Origin of the sequence: Humitalea sp. 24SJ18S-53, assembly GCF_050632385.1 — a bacterium.
GTDB lineage: Bacteria > Pseudomonadota > Alphaproteobacteria > Acetobacterales > Acetobacteraceae > Humitalea.
Genome location: NZ_CP192599.1, coordinates 5457465 through 5474055 on the forward strand (window position 1 = coordinate 5457465; position 16591 = coordinate 5474055).

Genomic DNA, 16591 nt, shown 5'->3' on the forward strand with positions numbered 1-16591 from the left:
CGCGCCCGAACATTAGGGGTGTGCATCCATGTCTGACGGACGCTTGGTCATCGGCAATCGGCGGTATTCCTCCTGGTCGCTGCGCGGCTACCTGGCGGTGGCGCTGGCGGGGCTGGATGTGGTGGTCGAAACCATCCCGATGGAGCGCCCGGAAGGCGGCGGCAGCACCCCCGCGATCAAGGCCGCCGCCCCGGCGGGGCTGGTGCCCTTCCTGGAACACCAGGGCGCGCTGGTCTGGGAAAGCCTGTCGATCTGCGAATACTGCGCCGAGATCAACCCGGCCCTCTGGCCCGCCGACCGCGCCCAGCGCGGCACCCTGCGCAGCATCGCGACCGAGATGCACGGCGGGTTCCTCGCCCTGCGCCAGGCCTTTCCGATGAACCTCGGCCGCACCGCCAGCGCAGCGGCGCGGGACGCGCGCGTCACCGCGGCGGTCACCGCCGATATCGCCCGCATCTGCGACCTCTGGGCGCGGGCCATCGCGCTGACCGGCGGGCCCTTCCTGAACGGGGCCTCGGCCGGGGCCGCCGATGCCATGTATGCCCCGGTGGTCTTTCGCTTCCACCGCTGGGGGGCTGCGATCACCCCGGCGGCCGAGGCCTATGTCGGCGTCATGCTGGCGCATCCCGCGATGCAGGCCTGGCAGGCCGGCGCCGAGGCCGAGCCCGAGGCCTGGGTGCTGCCGCATTACGAAGCCATGATCAGCGACCCGGCATGACCACCGCGACCCTGCTCGACCACATCGGGATCTGCACCCGCGACCCCGAGGCGCTGTGGGCGACCTATACCGCCCTGGGCTTCACGCTCAGCCCCGTGGCGCGGCAGTCGGGCGGCAAGCCGCCGGTGATGCTGGGCACCGGCAACCGCTGCGCGATGCTGCGCCGGGGCTATGTCGAGTTGCTGGGGATCATCGACCCGGAATTGCCTGACAATGGCTTGGGCAGGTTCCTGGACCGCTACACCGGCCAGCACATCATCGCCTTCGCGATGGAGGATGCCGAGGCGAACCTGGAACGGCTGCGTGCGGCCGGGCTGGAGATTCCCGGCATCGCCTGGCTGGAACGCCCGGTGGACGCACCGGACGGCCCGCGCGCCCGCTTCGCCCGCCTGCCCTTTCCCGACGCGCCGGAGGGCCGGTTGCAATTGATCCGGCACCTGACGCCGGAACTGGTGTGGCAGCCGCGCTGGATGGACCACGCCAACCACGCCGTGGCGCTGGAGGCGACGATCCTGGTCTCCGACCGCCCGGCCGAGAGTGCCGCCAGGCTGTCACGCCTCTGCGGCCTGCCGCTGGAGCCTGATCCTGCGGGCGGCTTTGCCCTGGCCCTGCCCGATGGCGGCCGCGTCCGCATGCTGACCCCCGACGCGTTGCCGGCCGTGCTGCCTGGCGTGGCGGCCCCGACCTTGCCCTTCCTGGCCGGCTATGTGCTGCGCACGGATGACGGCAATGCGGCCGTGCGCAGCCTGGGCCTGCCGGTGGTGCCGGTGCCGGGTGGGCTGATGGTGCCGCCCGCGCATGCCGGCGGTTCCGCGCTGGTTTTTGCGGGATGATCGCCCCCGGTGCGGCGATCGTCGGCAAGTCCTTGCGGACCTACTACGCGCCGGGCCGCGCCACCGCGTTGGACGCTTTTTTCGCGCGCTTCGTGCGGGCGGGGGATGTCGCCTTCGATATCGGGGCGCATGTCGGCGACCGCACCGCATCTTTCCGCCGCCTGGGCGCCCGCGCCGTCGCGGTGGAACCGCAGCCGCCGCTGGCCCGTGCGCTGCGGCTGATCTTTGGCCGCGACCCTGGCGTGGTGCGTGTCGCGGCGCTGGTCGGCGCCGCGCCGGGCCAGGCAATGCTGCGGCTGAACACGCAAAACCCGACCGTCGCCACCGCCTCGGCCGATTTCATCGCGGCCGCCGCGGGGGCCGAGGGGTGGGAAGGCCAGGCCTGGGATTCCGCCATCACCCTGCCGGTCACGACCCTGGATGCGCTGATCGCGGACCATGGGGACCCCGCCTTCATCAAGATCGATGTCGAGGGGTATGAGGCCGTGGTCCTGTCCGGCCTGACGCGGGCGGTGCCGGCGCTGTCCTTCGAATTCACCACCATCCAGCGCGACGTGGCCGCCCAATGCCTGGATCGGCTGGCCGCCCTGGGCCCCTACCGCTTCAATGCCTGTCTGGGCGAGGAGCACCGCTTCGTCCTGGTCGACCCGGTCGATGCCCGGGCAATGGCGGCCTGGATCGCGGGGCTGCCGCATGCCGCCAATTCGGGCGATGTCTATGCGGCGCTGGACGAGGCGGTGTTGAGGGTATGAGCCTCGATATCCTCCTGCGCCATCTGTCGATGGTGGGCGCGCTGGCGCTGCTTTCGGCCCTGGTGGTGCGGATGATGATCCGGTTCCCGGTGATGGACCCGGTCGATCACCGCAAGGCGCATGCGGTCCCAACGCCACGTGGCGGCGGGGTCGGCATCGTGGTCGCCTTCATGGTCGGCATGTGCGGGCTGTATCTGTCGGCGCAGTTCGCCCGACTGGCCGATACGCAGTTCCTGGGCGTGATCCTGGCCGCCTTCGCGATCGCGGTGGTGTCCTTCATCGACGATCTGAAGGATCTGCGTTTTGCGGTGAAACTGGCGGCGCAGACGGCGGCGGCGCTGGTCGCCATCGCCTCGGGGCTGGTGGTGGACCGGTTGGCGATCCCCTGGGTCGGGGTATTCTCGCTGGGGCCGCTGGGCATCGTGATGACGGTGTTCTGGATCGTCGGCTGCACGAATGCCGTGAACTTCATGGATGGGCTGGACGGGCTGGTCGGCGGCACGGTGCTGATCGTCTGCGCGATCCTGGCGGCGGTGGCCGCGGACCAAGGCGGCTGGTTCATCTATGCGGCGGCGCTGCTGCTGGCGGCGGGCATCGCGGGGTTCCTGCCGTTCAACCTGCACCCCGCGCGCATTTTCATGGGGGACGTCGGCAGCCAGTTCCTGGGGTTCGTGCTGGCGGTGTTCGCGGTGGCCTCCGCGCGCTTCGATGCGGCGCAGATGTCGTTCCTGATCGTGCCAATGCTGATGTTCGGGCTGTTGGCGGATGCGGCATTCACCTTGCTGCGCCGGGCCGCGATGGGCGAACGCATCAGCGCGCCGCATCGCAGCCATTTGTATCAGATGGCGCAGCGTGCCGGCGTGCCGGTGCGTGCCGTGGCGGCGGTGCATTGGGGATTCGCGCTGTTCCACGGCGCGCTGGTCGTGGTGTTCCTGGCCCTGCCGGGCACGCTGAAACCGCTGATCGTGGTGCCGGCACTCGCCGTGCAGATGGTCTGGGCAGGTTATGTGATGCTGCGAATGCGGCGCGCGGGGATCAGCTTTCGCGCCTGATCAGGCGGCGTCGCTGAATTGCAGCGACGCCAGCCGCGCATAGAGCCCGCCCTGCTGCACCAATTCTTCATGCGTGCCGGTGGCGACGATGCGCCCGGCTTCCAGCACCACGATCCTGTCCGCCCGGCGCACCGTCGCCAGGCGATGCGCCACCACCAGGGTCGTGCGGTTTTCGGCCAGTTTCGCCAGGGCGCGTTGCACCGCCTGTTCGGATTCCGCATCCAGCGCGCTGGTCGCTTCGTCCAGCAACAGGATCGGCGGGTCGCGCAGGATGGCCCGCGCGATGGCGATGCGCTGGCGCTGCCCGCCGGACAGCATCACACCGCGTGCGCCCAGGTGGGTGTCGTAGCCCTTGGGCAAGGCCGCGATGAAGCCATCGGCGGCAGCGGCCTCGGCGGCGGCGCGGACTTCGGCATCCGTCGCATCGGGGCGGCCGTAGCGGATGTTTTCCGCCGCCGTGGTGGAGAAGACGATCGCATCCTGCGGCACCAGCCCCAACCGCTTGCGCAGATCGGCGGGATCGACATCGCGCACATCCACCCCATCCACCCGCACCACGCCCGACGCCGGGTCGTAGAAACGCAGGATGAGTTGCAGCAAGGTCGTCTTGCCGGCGCCCGAGGGGCCGACTATCGCCACCGTCTCCCCAGGTTCGACGGTCAGGGTGATCCCATCCAGCGCGCCCTGGCCAGGGCGGGTGGGGTAGTCGAAGCGTACATTCTCAAAGGCCACGCGCCCCTGGGGCGGCGTCGGCAGCAGTGCCGGTGACGCGGGGGCGGCGATGCCGGGGGTCGCGGCCAGCAGTTCCAGCAGCCGGTCGGCGGCCGCCGCCGCACGCTGGATCTCGCCCCACAATTCGCTGATCGAGGCCCCCGCGCTGGCCAGGAGCACGGCGTAGAAGACGAAGGCCGACAATTCGCCCCCCGTCATCCGCCCGGCGATCACATCCTGCCCGCCGACCCAAAGGCTGAAGGTGATCGCGCCGAAGCCCAGCAGGATCACCATCAGGATCAAGGTCGCGCGCGACGCAATGCGGCGCAGCGCGGCACCGACCGAGCCTTCGATCTCCCGCGAGAACCGCGCGCGATCCAATGGTTCGTGGGTGAAGGCCTGGACAGTGCGCAGGCCGTTCAGGGTTTCCTCGGCCGTCGCCGCCAGGTCGGCCACGCGTTCCTGCGCCGTCTTCGACAGTTTCCGTTCCCGTCGCCCGAACAGCACCAGCGGCACGACGACGATCGGCACCACCACCAGCACGATCCCGGCCAGCTTCGGGCTGGTCAGGAACAGCATGACGAAGCCGCCCGACGCGGTCAGCACATTGCGCAGCCCCATCGAGATCGCCGAGCCGATCAGCGATTGCAGCAATGCGATATCCGCCGTCAGCCGCGACAGGATGTCGCCGGTGCGGGCGGTCTCGAAAAATTCCGGCGACAGGCCGATGATGTGGTCGAAGACCGCGCGGCGCAGGTCGGCCGCGACCCGTTCACCCAACCAGGACACCAAGTAGAACCGAAGCGCCGTCGCCAGCGCCAGGGCCGCGACCACAGCCGACATGATCAGCGCCGCCCGGTTCAACTGCCCGCCGCTGCCGGCGGCAAACCCATCGTCGATGAGAAAACGCAACCCCTGGCCGAGGGCCAACACCAGCCCCGCCGCCGACAGCAGTGCCACGCCCGCCAGCGCAACGCGCCCCAGATAGGGCCGCAGATAAGGCAGGATCAGCCGCAGGGAGGTCACGCGCCGCGTCGTCATGGTGCGTGGGCATCCAGCAGGGGTTCGGGCAGCGGCATCGGGCGGGCGCCATAGGTCCAGACCAGCCAAGCCTCTACCATGCGGTCGGGAAACGTCTGGCGCAGCAGCGCGCGATAGGCCGCCATCTGGCGCAGATAGACCGGCGCCACCGCCTCCGGCAGTTCGGGCGGCGGGCGGTTGGTCTTGTAGTCCACGACGACCACGCGGTGATCGGTCACCAGCAGCCGGTCCACCTGGCCCGCCAGCAGGCGCCCACCGATGCGCCCGGCCAGCGGTGCCTCGGCCAGGCTGTCCGGCCCAAAGGCTTCGGCCAGGCCCGGGTGTTCCAGCACCGCCATCGCCTCGGCCAGCACGCCCGCCTGGGTTTTCGGGTCGATGCCCTGGCCTGGCTTGGCCAGCCAGTCGCGGCCGAGCGCCTCGCGCGCGGCGGGGGGGTGGTCGGGCAGGTGTTGCAACAGGGCATGGACCAGCCGCCCGCGACGGAATCTCTCGCCCGTCGGGTCGGGCTTGCCGTGGGGGGCGGCGGTGGGGGTCTCTTCCTCACCCGGCAGGCCGGATGGGGCGAAGGGGCCGGTCGGGGCCTCGTCGGTGGCGTGGACACTCGCCCAGGCCGGCAGGATGGCGGTGGCGGCACTTTCGGCCGGGCGGTCGTCGCGCGGCGGGTCGGTCTGGGCGGAGGCCAGCCGCAGCACCGCCTGCCCGCCGGTGTCGCTGCCCGGCGGCGCCCAGTCGAAGGGCACGGAGTCCACCCCCTCCAGCGCGGCGAATCCTGTCGCGACCTTGGCATGCCAATCGGCCGCGCCCTTGGCCGGCTGCCAGCCGCAGACGATCAGCCGGTCCTCGGCGCGGGTCAGGGCGACGTAGAGCAGGCGGTTCTCCTCCTCCTTCGTCGCCTGCGCGCGCGCCGTATCCAACGCGGCAAAGGCGGTCGCGCGCCGGGCTTCGGCCGGCCGGGGGGTGAAGATCGGCAGCGTGACGCCGCCGTGTTCGGCCCAGCGCAGGGTGTCCGAACGGCCGCCGGGGCCGACGTCGGGCAGGATCACCAGCGGCGCCTGCAAGCCCTTGGCATTGTGCACGGTCATGATGCGCACGGCATCGGCGCCGCTTTCAGCCTCGCGCTTCACCATCGCCCCGGCGCCGCGCAGGCGGTGCAGGAAGCCTTGCAGGTCGGGCGGGTTGTTGCGTTCATCGGCCAGGGCGGCGTTCAGCAATTCGTCCAGCGGATCGGCCGCTTCCGGCCCGAGCCGCGCCAGCAACCGCGCGCGCGCCCCATCCTCGGCCAACAGCCCGGCCAGCAGCAGGTGCGGCGTGGCCCCCACGGCGCGGGCAGCGGCGCGGGCCAGCCATTCGGCGGCATCCGCCAGCGGCCCCTGCCCGGCGCGATGCGTCATCAGCGCGGCCCAGAGGCTGCCCTGGCGCCGGTGCGCCAAGGCAAAAAGCGAATCCTCGTCCAACCCAACTAGCGGCGATGTCAGCACCGAGGCCAGGGCCAGGTCATCATCCGGCTGCAGCAGCACGTCGCACAGCGCCAGCAGATCCATCACCGCCAATTGTTCCGTCAGCGCCAGGCGGTCGACGCCGCCGACCGGCACGCCCCGCGCCTTCAGCCCCCGGGTCAGCGCGGTCAGGAAGCCGGCATGCCGCCGCCGCACCAGCACCAGCACATCGCCGGCGCGCAAGGTGCGGCCTCGGGACGGCAAAAATTCGGTGCCGACCATGGCGGCGATGCGGACGGCGACGGCCTCGGCGCATTGGCCGATGGTGTCGGGCAGGCTGACGGGGACGAGCGGCACGTCCCAGGGTGTCGGCGGCGGCGATTTCTGGCGCAGCAGCAGCGGCCACAATTCGACCTGCCCGGCCTGGCCGGCGCGGTCGGCCACATGCATCAGCGTGCCGGGCACGGTCACGCCCTCGGCGGCCTCGGGGGCGATGAAGACCGCATCGACCAAGGCGAGCACGGGCGCGGTCGAGCGGAAGGACACGTCGAGCGCCACTTCCTCGAATCTTTGGCCCGTGGCGGTGACCTCGGCGGCGAAATGTGCCTTTTCGCGGGTGAAGCCGGCGGGATCGGCGCCCTGGAAGGCGAAGATCGATTGCTTGGGGTCGCCGACCGCAAAAATCGTGCGGATCGATTCACGTGGGCCGGTGCCGGAAAAGAACTCGCCGGCCAGTGCGCCTGCGATGGCCCATTGCGCCGCGTTGGTATCCTGCGATTCATCCAGCAGCAGATGGTCCAGCCCGCCATCCAGGCGGAACAGCACCCAGGCGCTGCCGGGGTCGCGCAACAGATCCTGGGCCGCCGCGATCAGGTCGTCGAAATCGAGCAAGCCAGCAGCCGTCTTGCGGCTGTCGTAAGCGGCACGCACCGGCCCGGCCAGGGCCGCGAAGGCGATCGAGGTCGCGCGCAGCCGCAACCCCGCCTGCACCGCCCGCAGGATGTCCAGGCGCGCGGCCTCCGCCACGAAGGCCGGGTGCTTTTCCAGGATGCTCCGCAACTCGCCCTTCTGAGTCAGCAGCGCGTCGGACCAGTCGTCCAGCCTTGCCGCACGGGCCGCATCCGGCAGCGCCAGCCAGGCGCGCATCGCCTCGCCAAGCCCGCGTTCGGTCTTGGTCTTTGCGTTCACCAGCCCGGCCGCTGCCTGGCGCACCGCATCGGGCACCAGGGCCATGCGGGCCAGGACCGCGTCTTCATTATCCTCGGGATCCAACCCCAGCCAGTCGGTCAGCGCCGCGTTCAGCGCGGCCAAAGCGACGCTGTCCTTCGGCAGGGGCTTGGCCTTCTGCAAGGCATCGCCGATGGCGCGGTCCAGGGTGGCGCCATCCGTCTCGCCGGCCAGGCGGGCCAGGGCGTCGGACGGCGCGCCTTCGCCGGACAGCGCCGCGTCGCGGGCGGCGGCGGTGATCGCCAGGCGCTCGGCATCCTCGGCTACGCGAAAGCGCGGCGGCAGTTTTGCTTCGATCGGGAAGCCGCGCAGCAGGCCCTGGGCGAAGGCATGGATGGTGCTGATCCGCATGCCGCCCGGCAGGTCCAGCACATCGGCAAACAGTTTGCGCGCCCGCAGCAGCATGGCGGCGTCGGGGCGGTTGCCCGTCAGTTCGACCAGCGCCTTGGTCAAATCCGGATCGCCCGCCACCGCCCAGCCGCCCAGCCGCGCGTTCAAACGGTTGGCCATCTCGGCCGCCGCCGCCTTGGTGAAGGTCAGGCACAGCAGCCGTTCCGGCCGCTGGCCCGGTTCCAGCAGCAGTCGCAGCACGCGGTCCGTCAGCACCTTGGTCTTGCCGGATCCGGCCGAGGCGTCGACCCAGGCCGAGACCCCGGGGTTCGACGCCGTGCGTTGCGCCGCGGCGGCGCGGCTGCGGGCGACTTCGCTCATCCTTCGTCCTCCCCGGCGCCCCATTCGGCGGCGCGGGACAGGTGGGCATAGGGGTCGCCGGCCGCCACGCGCCGGGGGTGCGGGCGGGCGATGAAGGGCCGTGCCTCGCGCAGGAAGGATTGCGCCAGGGCCGCCGTCGCGTCCAAGGCATCGGCGGCCAGCCCGCCAACCTGGGCGACACCTTCGGCGCGCCGGCCGACCTGGCCGGGTTCCACGCCGCCGGTGATCCGTCGGTATTCCAGCCGCGCGACCTGTTCGCCCGGCACCGCATTCAGGTGGGGCATCCCGTCGCGGCCGATCATCGCGGCCCCCAGCGAGAGTTGCGGGCGGCGGCCGTCCCCGACCTCGGCCTTGGTCGGCATCTGGCCGGTCTTGAAATCGATCAGCGACAGCCCGCCGCCTTGCAGCAAATCCACCCGGTCGGCGCGGCCCTTCAGCGTGACCTCAGGCGACAGGCCCAGGCCGATCTCGCCGGAGATTTCAGCAAAGCGGCGGGCGGGTGGGGCGGCATTCTCCTCGGCGGCGATCCAGGCGCCGATACGGACCAGGCGGGCGCGCCAGAACGCGACCAGCGAGGGACGGGCGGTATGCGCCTCCAGCGCCTTTTCGGTCGCCTTGGCGAAAAGCGCTTGGGCTTCCTCGGCGCCGGGCCAGGGCTGGCCCTCCAGCCAACGCGCCCAGGTCGCCAGGGCGGCATGTGCGGCGGTGCCGAATTCGGCTGCGCCGAGGGCCGAATCCAGCGGGTCCAGCGGGCGCAATTCCAGCATCCGCTTGGCGTAGAAGCCGTAGGGGTCGGCGATCAGCGCCTCGACCTCGGTGATATTCAAGGTGTCGGGGCGCAGGGCCGCCTTGGGGTTCGGCGCGGGGCGGCCGCGGGGGTGGGGCGAGGCCACGCGGTCCAGCGCCGCCGCCCAGGCCGTCGCGTCATGTTCCGGCAGCGCCAGCTTTTGGCCATCGAGGAATGTTGTCAGCCGGGTCAGCCAGCGGGCAGGGCGGGTCGGCGCGCCCCCGCGTTTGCGCGCGCGCGACAGCACCACATCGTCGCTGGACGCTGCCAAAAGCAGGAAATCGGCAGCCTGGCGGCCGATCAGCGCCTCGGCGGGCGGCAGGCCGAATTTTTCGCGCATCGGGCGCGACAGCCAGGGGCCGGGGTCGGTGGCGGCGGGCCAGACGCCTTCCTCCAACACGCCCAGGACCACCCGGTCAAAGCGCTGCAACCGCGCTTCCAGGAGACCCAGGATGGCGATGCGCGGATGCGGGCTGCGGCCACGGGTGGCGCGGATCGCCGGGGCCAAGGGGCCCTCCAGTGCCGCATCGAACAGCGCCGGCCAGGCACTGGGCGGGATCGGCGGCAGGGCGGCCATGGCGGGTTCAAGGGCCGCGAGGTGCAGCGCCAGGGGCTCGCCTTCCTCACCGGCATATAGGCGCAACCCACCGTCGCGGTCATCGGTGCCGGCCAGGGCCTCCGCCGTCGCCATCTGTGCGGCCAGCAGGTCGCTGGGCGCCATGTTGGGCGCATGCGGCAGCCGGTCGAAGCCTGCAAAAACGCGGTCCAGCGCGTCGATCAGCGGCAGCAGCCGCAAGCGGTCGCCTTCGTCGCGCAACCGCACCACCGCCACGCGCAGACCCGCCAACCCCGGCGCCGGGCGCGGCCCGCGCAGCACCACGCGGTCGAGCAACCGCACCGCCGCCATCCAGTCCAGCCGGGCCATGCCACCCGCTGCCAGCGGATGTTTCAGGCAGGACAGCAACGGCACCGGGGCAAAGCCCTCGGCCACAGCGCGGGCGATCAGGCGCAAAAACGCGCCGCCCGGGGTTTCCGCCAGCGGTTGGCCGGCGCTGTCGTCGGCCACCACGCCATGGCGCAGCAATTCGGCCGAAACCCGGCGTGCCAAATCGCGGTCGGCGGTGACCAGCGCGGCCGAGGCACCCGGCGTTTCCAGCGTTTCGCGCAGGGCCAGCGCCACGGCGGCGGCTTCGGCCTGGGCATCCGGGGCGGTGATGGTGGACAGGTTTTTGGTCGCGGGGGCCCAGCGTGCCGGATCGGGCGCGCGCCAGTCGGGTAGGGCCAGGCCCTCCGGCGGGCGCAACGCCAGGCCGAGCAGGGCCGCGCGATCCGGTGAGGTGCTTGCGACAGACCCGGGCCAGGGCCGCAAATCCGCGACCTGGGCGCCCAGATCGGCCAGCAGCCGAGCTTGGCCATGCAGCGGATGGGCAGGGGAGTCATGGATGGCCTGGTCCATGGCCGGCATCGCCTCCGGCGCGCCATGCATCACCACGGCCCCTTGCGGCAGGCGGGCGACCACGCGCAGCAGTGCCACGGCGGCTGGGATGGTGCCGCCGGCGCCGATGCCAGCGGCGATGACCGGCGCCTGCGGCGGATCAGCGCCCCAGGCTTCGGCCTGCGCCCGCAGGGCCGCGACACGGCGGGCGCCGATGTCCATCAGCCCCTGTTCGTCCAGCCACGCCGCCCAAAAATCCAGCAGCGGCGTCAGGAAGCGCAGGGTGATCTGCCAATGGATGGCAAATTCCTCTGGCACCAGGGTCGCCAGGCGGGCCGGGTCGGCATCCTCCAGCGCGATCTCATCCAGCAACCGGGCCAGTTCGGCCGCCATGGCCCAGGCCTGCGGCGCGGTGCCGGGGCCGCCGAGGTGGGCGGGCAGGCGCAACACGCAGGCGGTCAGCACGGCCAGGCGCCGGGCCGGGTCCACCGCGGGCGGCAGGGCGAGCAGGGCCGGCAGGGCCAGTTCGTCGGCATCCTCGACGGACAGCCCGGCCAGCGCGCGCATGCGCGGCAACAGCATGGCCGGCGCGCCCTCGCCGGCGGCCTTCAGGAAGGCCGCTTGCAGGGCGCGGGCGGCGCGGCGGGTCGGCAAAAGGATGGTGCTGGCGGCGAGTTGCCGCGGGTCGTCGCCATGCCGGGCCAGCACGCCGGCCGCCAGGCTGCCAAGGAAGTCGGCGTGGGCCGGGATGCTATGCAGCGAAAGCCGCGTCAAAAAATCCGCCCGGGCAAACCGCCCGCCAAGACCGACTCGATCCGCGTCAGGTCATCCGGCGTGGACAGATGGAACCACACGCCATCATGCACCTGCGCGAAGCAGCGCCCGGCGGCGATCGCGGTGTCGTAGACCCGGTTCAGGCTGAAGGGCCCCTCCGGCGCGTCGCGGAAGGCATTGGGCGCCAGCACCTGCACGCCGGAGAAGATATAGGGGCAGATCTCCCTCTCCTTCGGGCGGCGCGGGCGGCCGAAGGGGTCGAGCATGAAATCACCGTAGCCGACTTCGCCATCCACCGTCGCGCTGCGCACCAGCAGCAGCAGCACATCCATGCTGTCCGGGTCGAAGCCGGCGGCCAGGCGGGTCAGCGCCGGGGTGGGCCCGTCCAGCCAATAGGCATCGCCATTGATAACGGCGAAGGGCCCATCGCCGAGCCTCGGCAGGGCGGCGAGAACGCCGCCGCCGGTTTCCAGCCGCGCCGCCTCTCGCACAACCGTGACGGCCGGGGTTTTCCGGGTCGCGCAGGCGGCAACGATCTGGTCGGCCAGCCAATGCGCGTTGACCACGGCCTGGCCAATCCCGGCATCGGCGACCCGATCCAGCGCATGGTCCAGCAGGCTGCGCCCGGCGAGCGTCAACAAGGGTTTTGGCGTGGTCGCGGTCAGCGGCCGCATCCTCTCACCCAGCCCCGCGGCCAGCACCATCGCATGCGTGAGCAGGATGCCGGGGGGGGCTTCGGGTGTCAGGATCAGCGAGGCTGTCACGCGGCGGGTTCCTCCTGGGGGCGGGGGGTGCTTAGAGCATGATCCGCGGAGGCGGAATCGCCGGAGCGGTGAATCATCCGATCATCATGGGTTGGACCCTGTCCGCGTCAGCGGGCCAGGGTCTAGCGCGTCCATGCCCGGCGCCAAAGCGACGGGATTGCGACGCAGGGCGGCCGGTACCGCATCGTCGAGGAAGGCAGCCAGCGGCGCGGTGGCGGGGTGCGCCAGCGCGGCGGCCAGCAGCGCCCAGCAGCGCGGGCCATGGATCAGATAGCCCGGCTTCTGGTCGCGCCGGGCCAGTCGCACCCAAAGGGCTGCCACCCGCAGGTGGCGCTGCGCCGCATGCACGGCCATGGCGGCGCGGAAGTCCGCCGCATCCAGGTCCGGCCGCAGCGCCAGGTAGCGCGCCACGGTGGCCGCCCGCACATCGGGTGCCACGTCGCGGCGAGCGTCCTCGACCAAGCTGACCAGATCGTAGGCGGGGTGGCCGAGGGCTGCGTCCTGGAAGTCGATGATGCCGGTGCGGGCGGGGCCGCTGCGGCCGGGCAGGTCCATCAGGTTGGCCGGGAAGTAGTCGCGGTGAACGAAGCCCTGGGCGGCGAAGGGCGCCAGCATGGCACCCAGCGCCGCCGCCAGCCCCTGGCGCACGGCGGCCGATGGCAGCGCGCCGAAAGTCGCGGGCCACCACCAGTCGCAGAAGGTCGCGGCCGTTGCCACAGTCATGGCTTGCGCATCCCAGGCGGGCAGGCCGGGCGGCGGCGGGGCGGCGTGCAGGGCGGCCAGGGCCTCGGCCGCATGGGCATACAAGGGTGCCGCCGCTGCGCCGGCATCGAGCAGGGCCGCATGGGTGGCGTCGCCAAAATCCTCGATCAGCAGGAAGCCGGCTTCGTCCTCGGCCAGGATGCGTGGGGCCGACAGGCCGAGGCCCAGCAGATGGCGGTCGACGGCGACGAAGGGGCGGATGTCCTCCGGCGGCGGCGCGTCCATCAACAGGGCCGGGGCCGGGCCGCCGGACAGGCGTGTGTAGCCCCGGCGGGAGGCATCCTGCGGAAGTGTCTGTCCTTCGGCGGCCGCGAACCCATGCGCCGCGAGGAAGGTTTTGGCGGCTTCGGCGCGGGTCATGGCAGGCGGTCGTCCCATCCGGTCAGGCTGGCGGTGCGGTGGTCGTCTTCTCCGGGGGTCAGGGTGATCTCCAGCGCATTTTGTGGGCGGAGGTTGCCCAGGCGGTCGGGCCATTCCACCAGGACAATGCCCTCCCGCGCCTCGTCCCAGCCGAGTTCCAGCAAATCCTCCGGCCCCGCCAGCCGCCAGAGGTCGAAGTGATGTGCCGGGCCGGCCGGCAGGTCATAGGGCTGGACCAGGGTGAAGGTTGGGGATGGCACTTCCAGATCCGGATTGCCTGCCGCCGCGCGCAAAAACGCCCGGGCAAAGGCGGATTTGCCGGCGCCCATGGGGCCTTCCAGCAAAATCGCGTCGCCGGGCCGGGCCAGGGCGGCGCAGCGCGCGGCCAGCGCCTCGGTCGCCGCGAGGTTTTCAAGCGCGAGGACGTGGGGGGGCTGCATGCCGCGCGAGTCTGGCGGTGCGGGGGCGCCTCTGGCAAGCGGTGCCGGAACCGCCTTATGTGCGGCCCGAGGCCGAAGGACGGATGGCGTGATGCACGAGACGGATGTGGCAATCATCGGGGCGGGGCCGGTCGGGCTGTTTGCCGTGTTCGAATGCGGCATGCTGAAGATGCGCTGCACGGTGATCGACGCGCTGGACGCGATCGGCGGACAATGCACGGCGCTCTACCCGGAAAAGCCGATCTACGACATCCCCGCGCATCCCGCGATCGCGGGCGGCGATCTGATCGCGGCGCTGGACCGCCAGATCGCCCCCTTCGCGCCGCGCCTGCTGCTGGGCCAGCGGGTGGAGCGGATGACCGACCTCGGCGACGGCTGGATTGTCATTGCCACAAGCGCCGGGGAAACCGTGCGGGCCAAGGCGGTCATCATCGCCGCCGGCGCCGGCGCCTTCGGCCCCAACCGCCCGCCCCTGCCGGGGATCGAGGCCTTCGAGGCCACCAGTGGCGTCCGGTATTTCGTGAACAAGCGCGAGGATTTCCGGGGCAAATCCGTGGTCATCGCCGGCGGCGGCGATTCGGCGGTGGATTGGGCGCTGAGCCTAAAGGACATCGCGGCCAAGGTGATGTTCGTCCATCGCCGCCCCAAATTCCGCGCCGCCCCCGAAACGGTGGCCCAATTGGAAGCCGCCGCCGAGCGGGGCGAGGTGGAGATGGTCGTCCCCTACCAACTGCACGGCTTGGCCGGTGACGACGGGGTGCTGCGCGCGGTCGAAGTCGCGACCTTGAAGGGGGAGATCCGGACCCTGCCGGCCGACCATCTGCTGGCCTTCTTTGGCCTGTCGATGGAGCTGGGGCCCATCGCCGAATGGGGCCTGGGGCTGACCCACAATCACGTCACGGTCACCCCCGCGACCTGCGAGACCAATATCCCCGGCGTCTTCGCCATCGGCGATATCGCGACCTATCCGGGCAAATTGAAACTGATTTTGCAGGGTTTTTCGGAAGCCGCGATGGCCGCGCATGCGATCCACCCGCGCGTCTTCCCGGGCGAGGCGCTGCATTTCGAATATTCGACCAGCAAGGGCGTGAAGACGGCCTAACGCTGGCGCTTGGGGCAGAAAAAGCTGCTGCGCCCGGATTGGGTGATCTGTTCTACGCCCGCGCAGCCGGGCAGTCCGGGGCAGTCCGGGCAGGGCTCGCCCTTGCGGCCATAGACGGCAAAGCGTTCCTGGAAAATGCCGATCTCCCCATCCGCGCGCACGTAATCCCGTAGCGATGATCCGCCGGCGCCGATGCTTTCCGTCAGCACCGCCTTGATCGCCGGCACCAGTTTTGTCGCGCGACTGCCTGCGACGGTATAGGCCAGGCGGCGGGGGGAAATGCCGGCGCGGTAGAGCGCCTCGGCCACATAGATATTGCCAAGGCCGGCGACCACCTTCTGGTCCAGCAGCGCCGCCTTGATCGGGGTGTGCTTGCCCGCCAGCGCCGCGCCCAGGATGGCGGGGGTAAAGGCGTCGTCCAGCGGTTCGGGGCCCATGCCGCGCAGCAGGCGATGCTCGTCCTCGGCTGCCGTCGGGACCAGGTCGACCGAGCCAAACCGGCGCGGGTCCACGAACCCGATGCGGGTGCCGTCGTCCAGCACCAGCACGACGTGTTCATGCGCCTCGGGCGGATTGTTATGGCCGCGGGCGTCGCTGATGGCGCCCTGGGGGCCGAGCGATGGCGCGGAAAACGCCGGGCCGCGCGCCACCATGCGGCCGGACATGCCGAGGTGGATCATCACGCTGTCGCCACCCTCGATCCGCATCAGCATGAACTTGGCCCGGCGGCGGAACCCCAGCACCTTCGCACCCGTCAGCCGTGCCGCGATCCCGGGCGGAAACGGCCAGCGCAGCCCCGCGCGTAAAAATTCGGCCGCGACGATGCGGTGGCCCTGCATCACCGCGGCCAGGCCGCGCATCACAGTCTCGACTTCTGGAAGTTCAGGCATGGGGGCTTGCTTACCCGAAAGCTGGGGCGGCGCTATATCCCTTGCATGGACAATCCCCATACCGCCGACTTCGGCTTCCGCGACGTGCCCCGGGCCCAGAAGGCCAAGATGGTGCGGGCCGTCTTCGACAGCGTGGCGCCGTCCTACGACGCGATGAACGACCTGATGTCGCTGGGGCTGCACCGCGTCTGGAAGCGGATCTTTGTGAACGCCATCGGCGCCGGGCCGCGCGACACCCTGCTGGACCTGGCCGCCGGGACCGGGGACGTGGCCTTCCTGGCCAAGGAACGCGGCGCCGGGTCGGTGATCCTGGCGGACATCAATCACAGCATGCTGAATGTCGGCCAGGGCCGGGCCCTGTCGCGCGGGCTGATGGCCGGGCTGTCCTTCGTCTGCGCCGATGCCGAGCGGATGCCGTTGCCGGATCGGTCGGTGACGCGGGTGTCCATGGCTTTTGGCCTGCGCAACTGCACCGACAAGGATGCCGTGCTGGCCGAGGCACGGCGCGTGCTGCGCCCGGGCGGGAAGCTGTGCGTGCTGGAATTCTCCAAGCTGGCGATCGCGCCGCTGCGCCCGCTGTATGATGCCTGGTCGTTCAAGGCGCTGCCGGCCATCGGCCAGCGTGTCGCCAAGGATGGCGACAGCTACCAATACCTGGCGGAGAGCATACGCATGTTCCCGGACCAGGAGACCCTGGCCGGCATGTTCCGCACCGCCGGCTTCGCCAATGTCGCCTATCGCAACCTGTCGGGCGGGATTGTCGCGATCCACTCCGGTTGGCGGCTGTAGCGCCCGC

At 71.1% G+C, this 16591-nt stretch carries 13 protein-coding genes; 6 read left to right on the plus strand and 7 right to left on the minus strand.

Annotated features, from left to right (window positions below; translation table 11 throughout):
- Positions 1-28 precede the first annotated feature (28 nt).
- From ACQW02_RS26250 to ACQW02_RS26265, 4 genes are read left to right on the plus strand one after another with little or no spacing between them, the layout of a single operon-like run.
- On the plus strand, positions 29-718 hold the full coding sequence (locus tag ACQW02_RS26250) for a glutathione S-transferase N-terminal domain-containing protein (RefSeq protein ID WP_431282867.1): 690 nt from the start codon (positions 29-31) through the stop codon (positions 716-718).
- A complete protein-coding gene (locus ACQW02_RS26255; protein WP_431282868.1) occupies positions 715-1551 on the plus strand; it encodes a VOC family protein in 837 nt (278 codons plus the stop codon). Before ACQW02_RS26250 ends, ACQW02_RS26255 begins: the two co-directional genes overlap by 4 nt.
- A complete protein-coding gene (locus ACQW02_RS26260; RefSeq protein WP_431282869.1) occupies positions 1548-2303 on the plus strand; it encodes an FkbM family methyltransferase in 756 nt (251 codons plus the stop codon). Before ACQW02_RS26255 ends, ACQW02_RS26260 begins: the two co-directional genes overlap by 4 nt.
- Positions 2300-3355 (plus strand): glycosyltransferase family 4 protein, encoded by a 1056-nt coding sequence (locus tag ACQW02_RS26265; RefSeq protein WP_431282870.1) that lies wholly within the window; start codon positions 2300-2302, stop codon positions 3353-3355. The genes ACQW02_RS26260 and ACQW02_RS26265 overlap by 4 nt, the downstream gene beginning before the upstream one ends.
- On the opposite strand, the gene ACQW02_RS26270 is transcribed toward ACQW02_RS26265, so the two are convergent.
- The 6 genes from ACQW02_RS26270 to tsaE form a co-directional block, all read right to left on the minus strand.
- Entirely contained in the window at positions 3356-5107 is a 1752-nt protein-coding gene (locus ACQW02_RS26270) for an ABC transporter transmembrane domain-containing protein (RefSeq protein ID WP_431282871.1), read from the minus strand.
- The gene (gene addA, locus ACQW02_RS26275; protein ID WP_431282872.1) at positions 5104-8481 is read right to left on the minus strand and encodes a double-strand break repair helicase AddA; all 3378 of its coding nucleotides are present in this window, start codon (positions 8479-8481) and stop codon (positions 5104-5106) included. Before addA ends, ACQW02_RS26270 begins: the two co-directional genes overlap by 4 nt.
- The gene (addB, locus tag ACQW02_RS26280; protein ID WP_431282873.1) at positions 8478-11477 is read right to left on the minus strand and encodes a double-strand break repair protein AddB; all 3000 of its coding nucleotides are present in this window, start codon (positions 11475-11477) and stop codon (positions 8478-8480) included. The genes addA and addB overlap by 4 nt, the downstream gene beginning before the upstream one ends.
- The gene (locus tag ACQW02_RS26285) at positions 11474-12181 is read right to left on the minus strand and encodes a nucleotidyltransferase family protein (protein ID WP_431285972.1); all 708 of its coding nucleotides are present in this window, start codon (positions 12179-12181) and stop codon (positions 11474-11476) included. Before ACQW02_RS26285 ends, addB begins: the two co-directional genes overlap by 4 nt.
- Before the next feature lie 144 nt (positions 12182-12325).
- Positions 12326-13363, minus strand: a complete 1038-nt coding sequence (locus tag ACQW02_RS26290) for an aminoglycoside phosphotransferase family protein (protein WP_431282874.1) — start codon at positions 13361-13363, stop codon at positions 12326-12328.
- A complete protein-coding gene (gene tsaE, locus ACQW02_RS26295) occupies positions 13360-13803 on the minus strand; it encodes a tRNA (adenosine(37)-N6)-threonylcarbamoyltransferase complex ATPase subunit type 1 TsaE (RefSeq protein ID WP_431282875.1) in 444 nt (147 codons plus the stop codon). Before tsaE ends, ACQW02_RS26290 begins: the two co-directional genes overlap by 4 nt.
- Positions 13804-13894: 91 nt before the next feature.
- On the opposite strand from tsaE, the gene ACQW02_RS26300 reads away from it, so the two are divergent.
- A complete protein-coding gene (locus tag ACQW02_RS26300) occupies positions 13895-14905 on the plus strand; it encodes an NAD(P)/FAD-dependent oxidoreductase (RefSeq protein WP_431282876.1) in 1011 nt (336 codons plus the stop codon).
- On the opposite strand, the gene mutM is transcribed toward ACQW02_RS26300, so the two are convergent.
- Positions 14902-15795: a bifunctional DNA-formamidopyrimidine glycosylase/DNA-(apurinic or apyrimidinic site) lyase gene (mutM, locus tag ACQW02_RS26305; protein ID WP_431282877.1), complete on the minus strand. Its 894-nt coding sequence runs from the start codon at positions 15793-15795 to the stop codon at positions 14902-14904. The genes ACQW02_RS26300 and mutM overlap by 4 nt on opposite strands.
- Before the next feature lie 45 nt (positions 15796-15840).
- Here mutM and ACQW02_RS26310 point away from each other — a divergent pair, with 45 nt between their 5' ends.
- Positions 15841-16584: a class I SAM-dependent methyltransferase gene (locus ACQW02_RS26310; protein ID WP_431282878.1), complete on the plus strand. Its 744-nt coding sequence runs from the start codon at positions 15841-15843 to the stop codon at positions 16582-16584.
- Positions 16585-16591 lie beyond the last annotated feature (7 nt).

Coding starts and splice junctions, on each gene's coding strand:
- ACQW02_RS26250 (WP_431282867.1), top strand. CDS start 29: ATGTCTGACGGACGCTTGGTCATCGGCAATCGGCGGTATTCCTCCTGG.
- ACQW02_RS26255 (WP_431282868.1), top strand. CDS start 715: ATGACCACCGCGACCCTGCTCGACCACATCGGGATCTGCACCCGCGAC.
- ACQW02_RS26260 (WP_431282869.1), top strand. CDS start 1,548: ATGATCGCCCCCGGTGCGGCGATCGTCGGCAAGTCCTTGCGGACCTAC.
- ACQW02_RS26265 (WP_431282870.1), top strand. CDS start 2,300: ATGAGCCTCGATATCCTCCTGCGCCATCTGTCGATGGTGGGCGCGCTG.
- ACQW02_RS26270 (WP_431282871.1), bottom strand. CDS start 5,107: ATGACGACGCGGCGCGTGACCTCCCTGCGGCTGATCCTGCCTTATCTG.
- addA (WP_431282872.1), bottom strand. CDS start 8,481: ATGAGCGAAGTCGCCCGCAGCCGCGCCGCCGCGGCGCAACGCACGGCG.
- ACQW02_RS26285 (WP_431285972.1), bottom strand. CDS start 12,181: ATGGTGCTGGCCGCGGGGCTGGGTGAGAGGATGCGGCCGCTGACCGCG.
- ACQW02_RS26290 (WP_431282874.1), bottom strand. CDS start 13,363: ATGACCCGCGCCGAAGCCGCCAAAACCTTCCTCGCGGCGCATGGGTTC.
- tsaE (WP_431282875.1), bottom strand. CDS start 13,803: ATGCAGCCCCCCCACGTCCTCGCGCTTGAAAACCTCGCGGCGACCGAG.
- ACQW02_RS26300 (WP_431282876.1), top strand. CDS start 13,895: ATGCACGAGACGGATGTGGCAATCATCGGGGCGGGGCCGGTCGGGCTG.
- mutM (WP_431282877.1), bottom strand. CDS start 15,795: ATGCCTGAACTTCCAGAAGTCGAGACTGTGATGCGCGGCCTGGCCGCG.
- ACQW02_RS26310 (WP_431282878.1), top strand. CDS start 15,841: ATGGACAATCCCCATACCGCCGACTTCGGCTTCCGCGACGTGCCCCGG.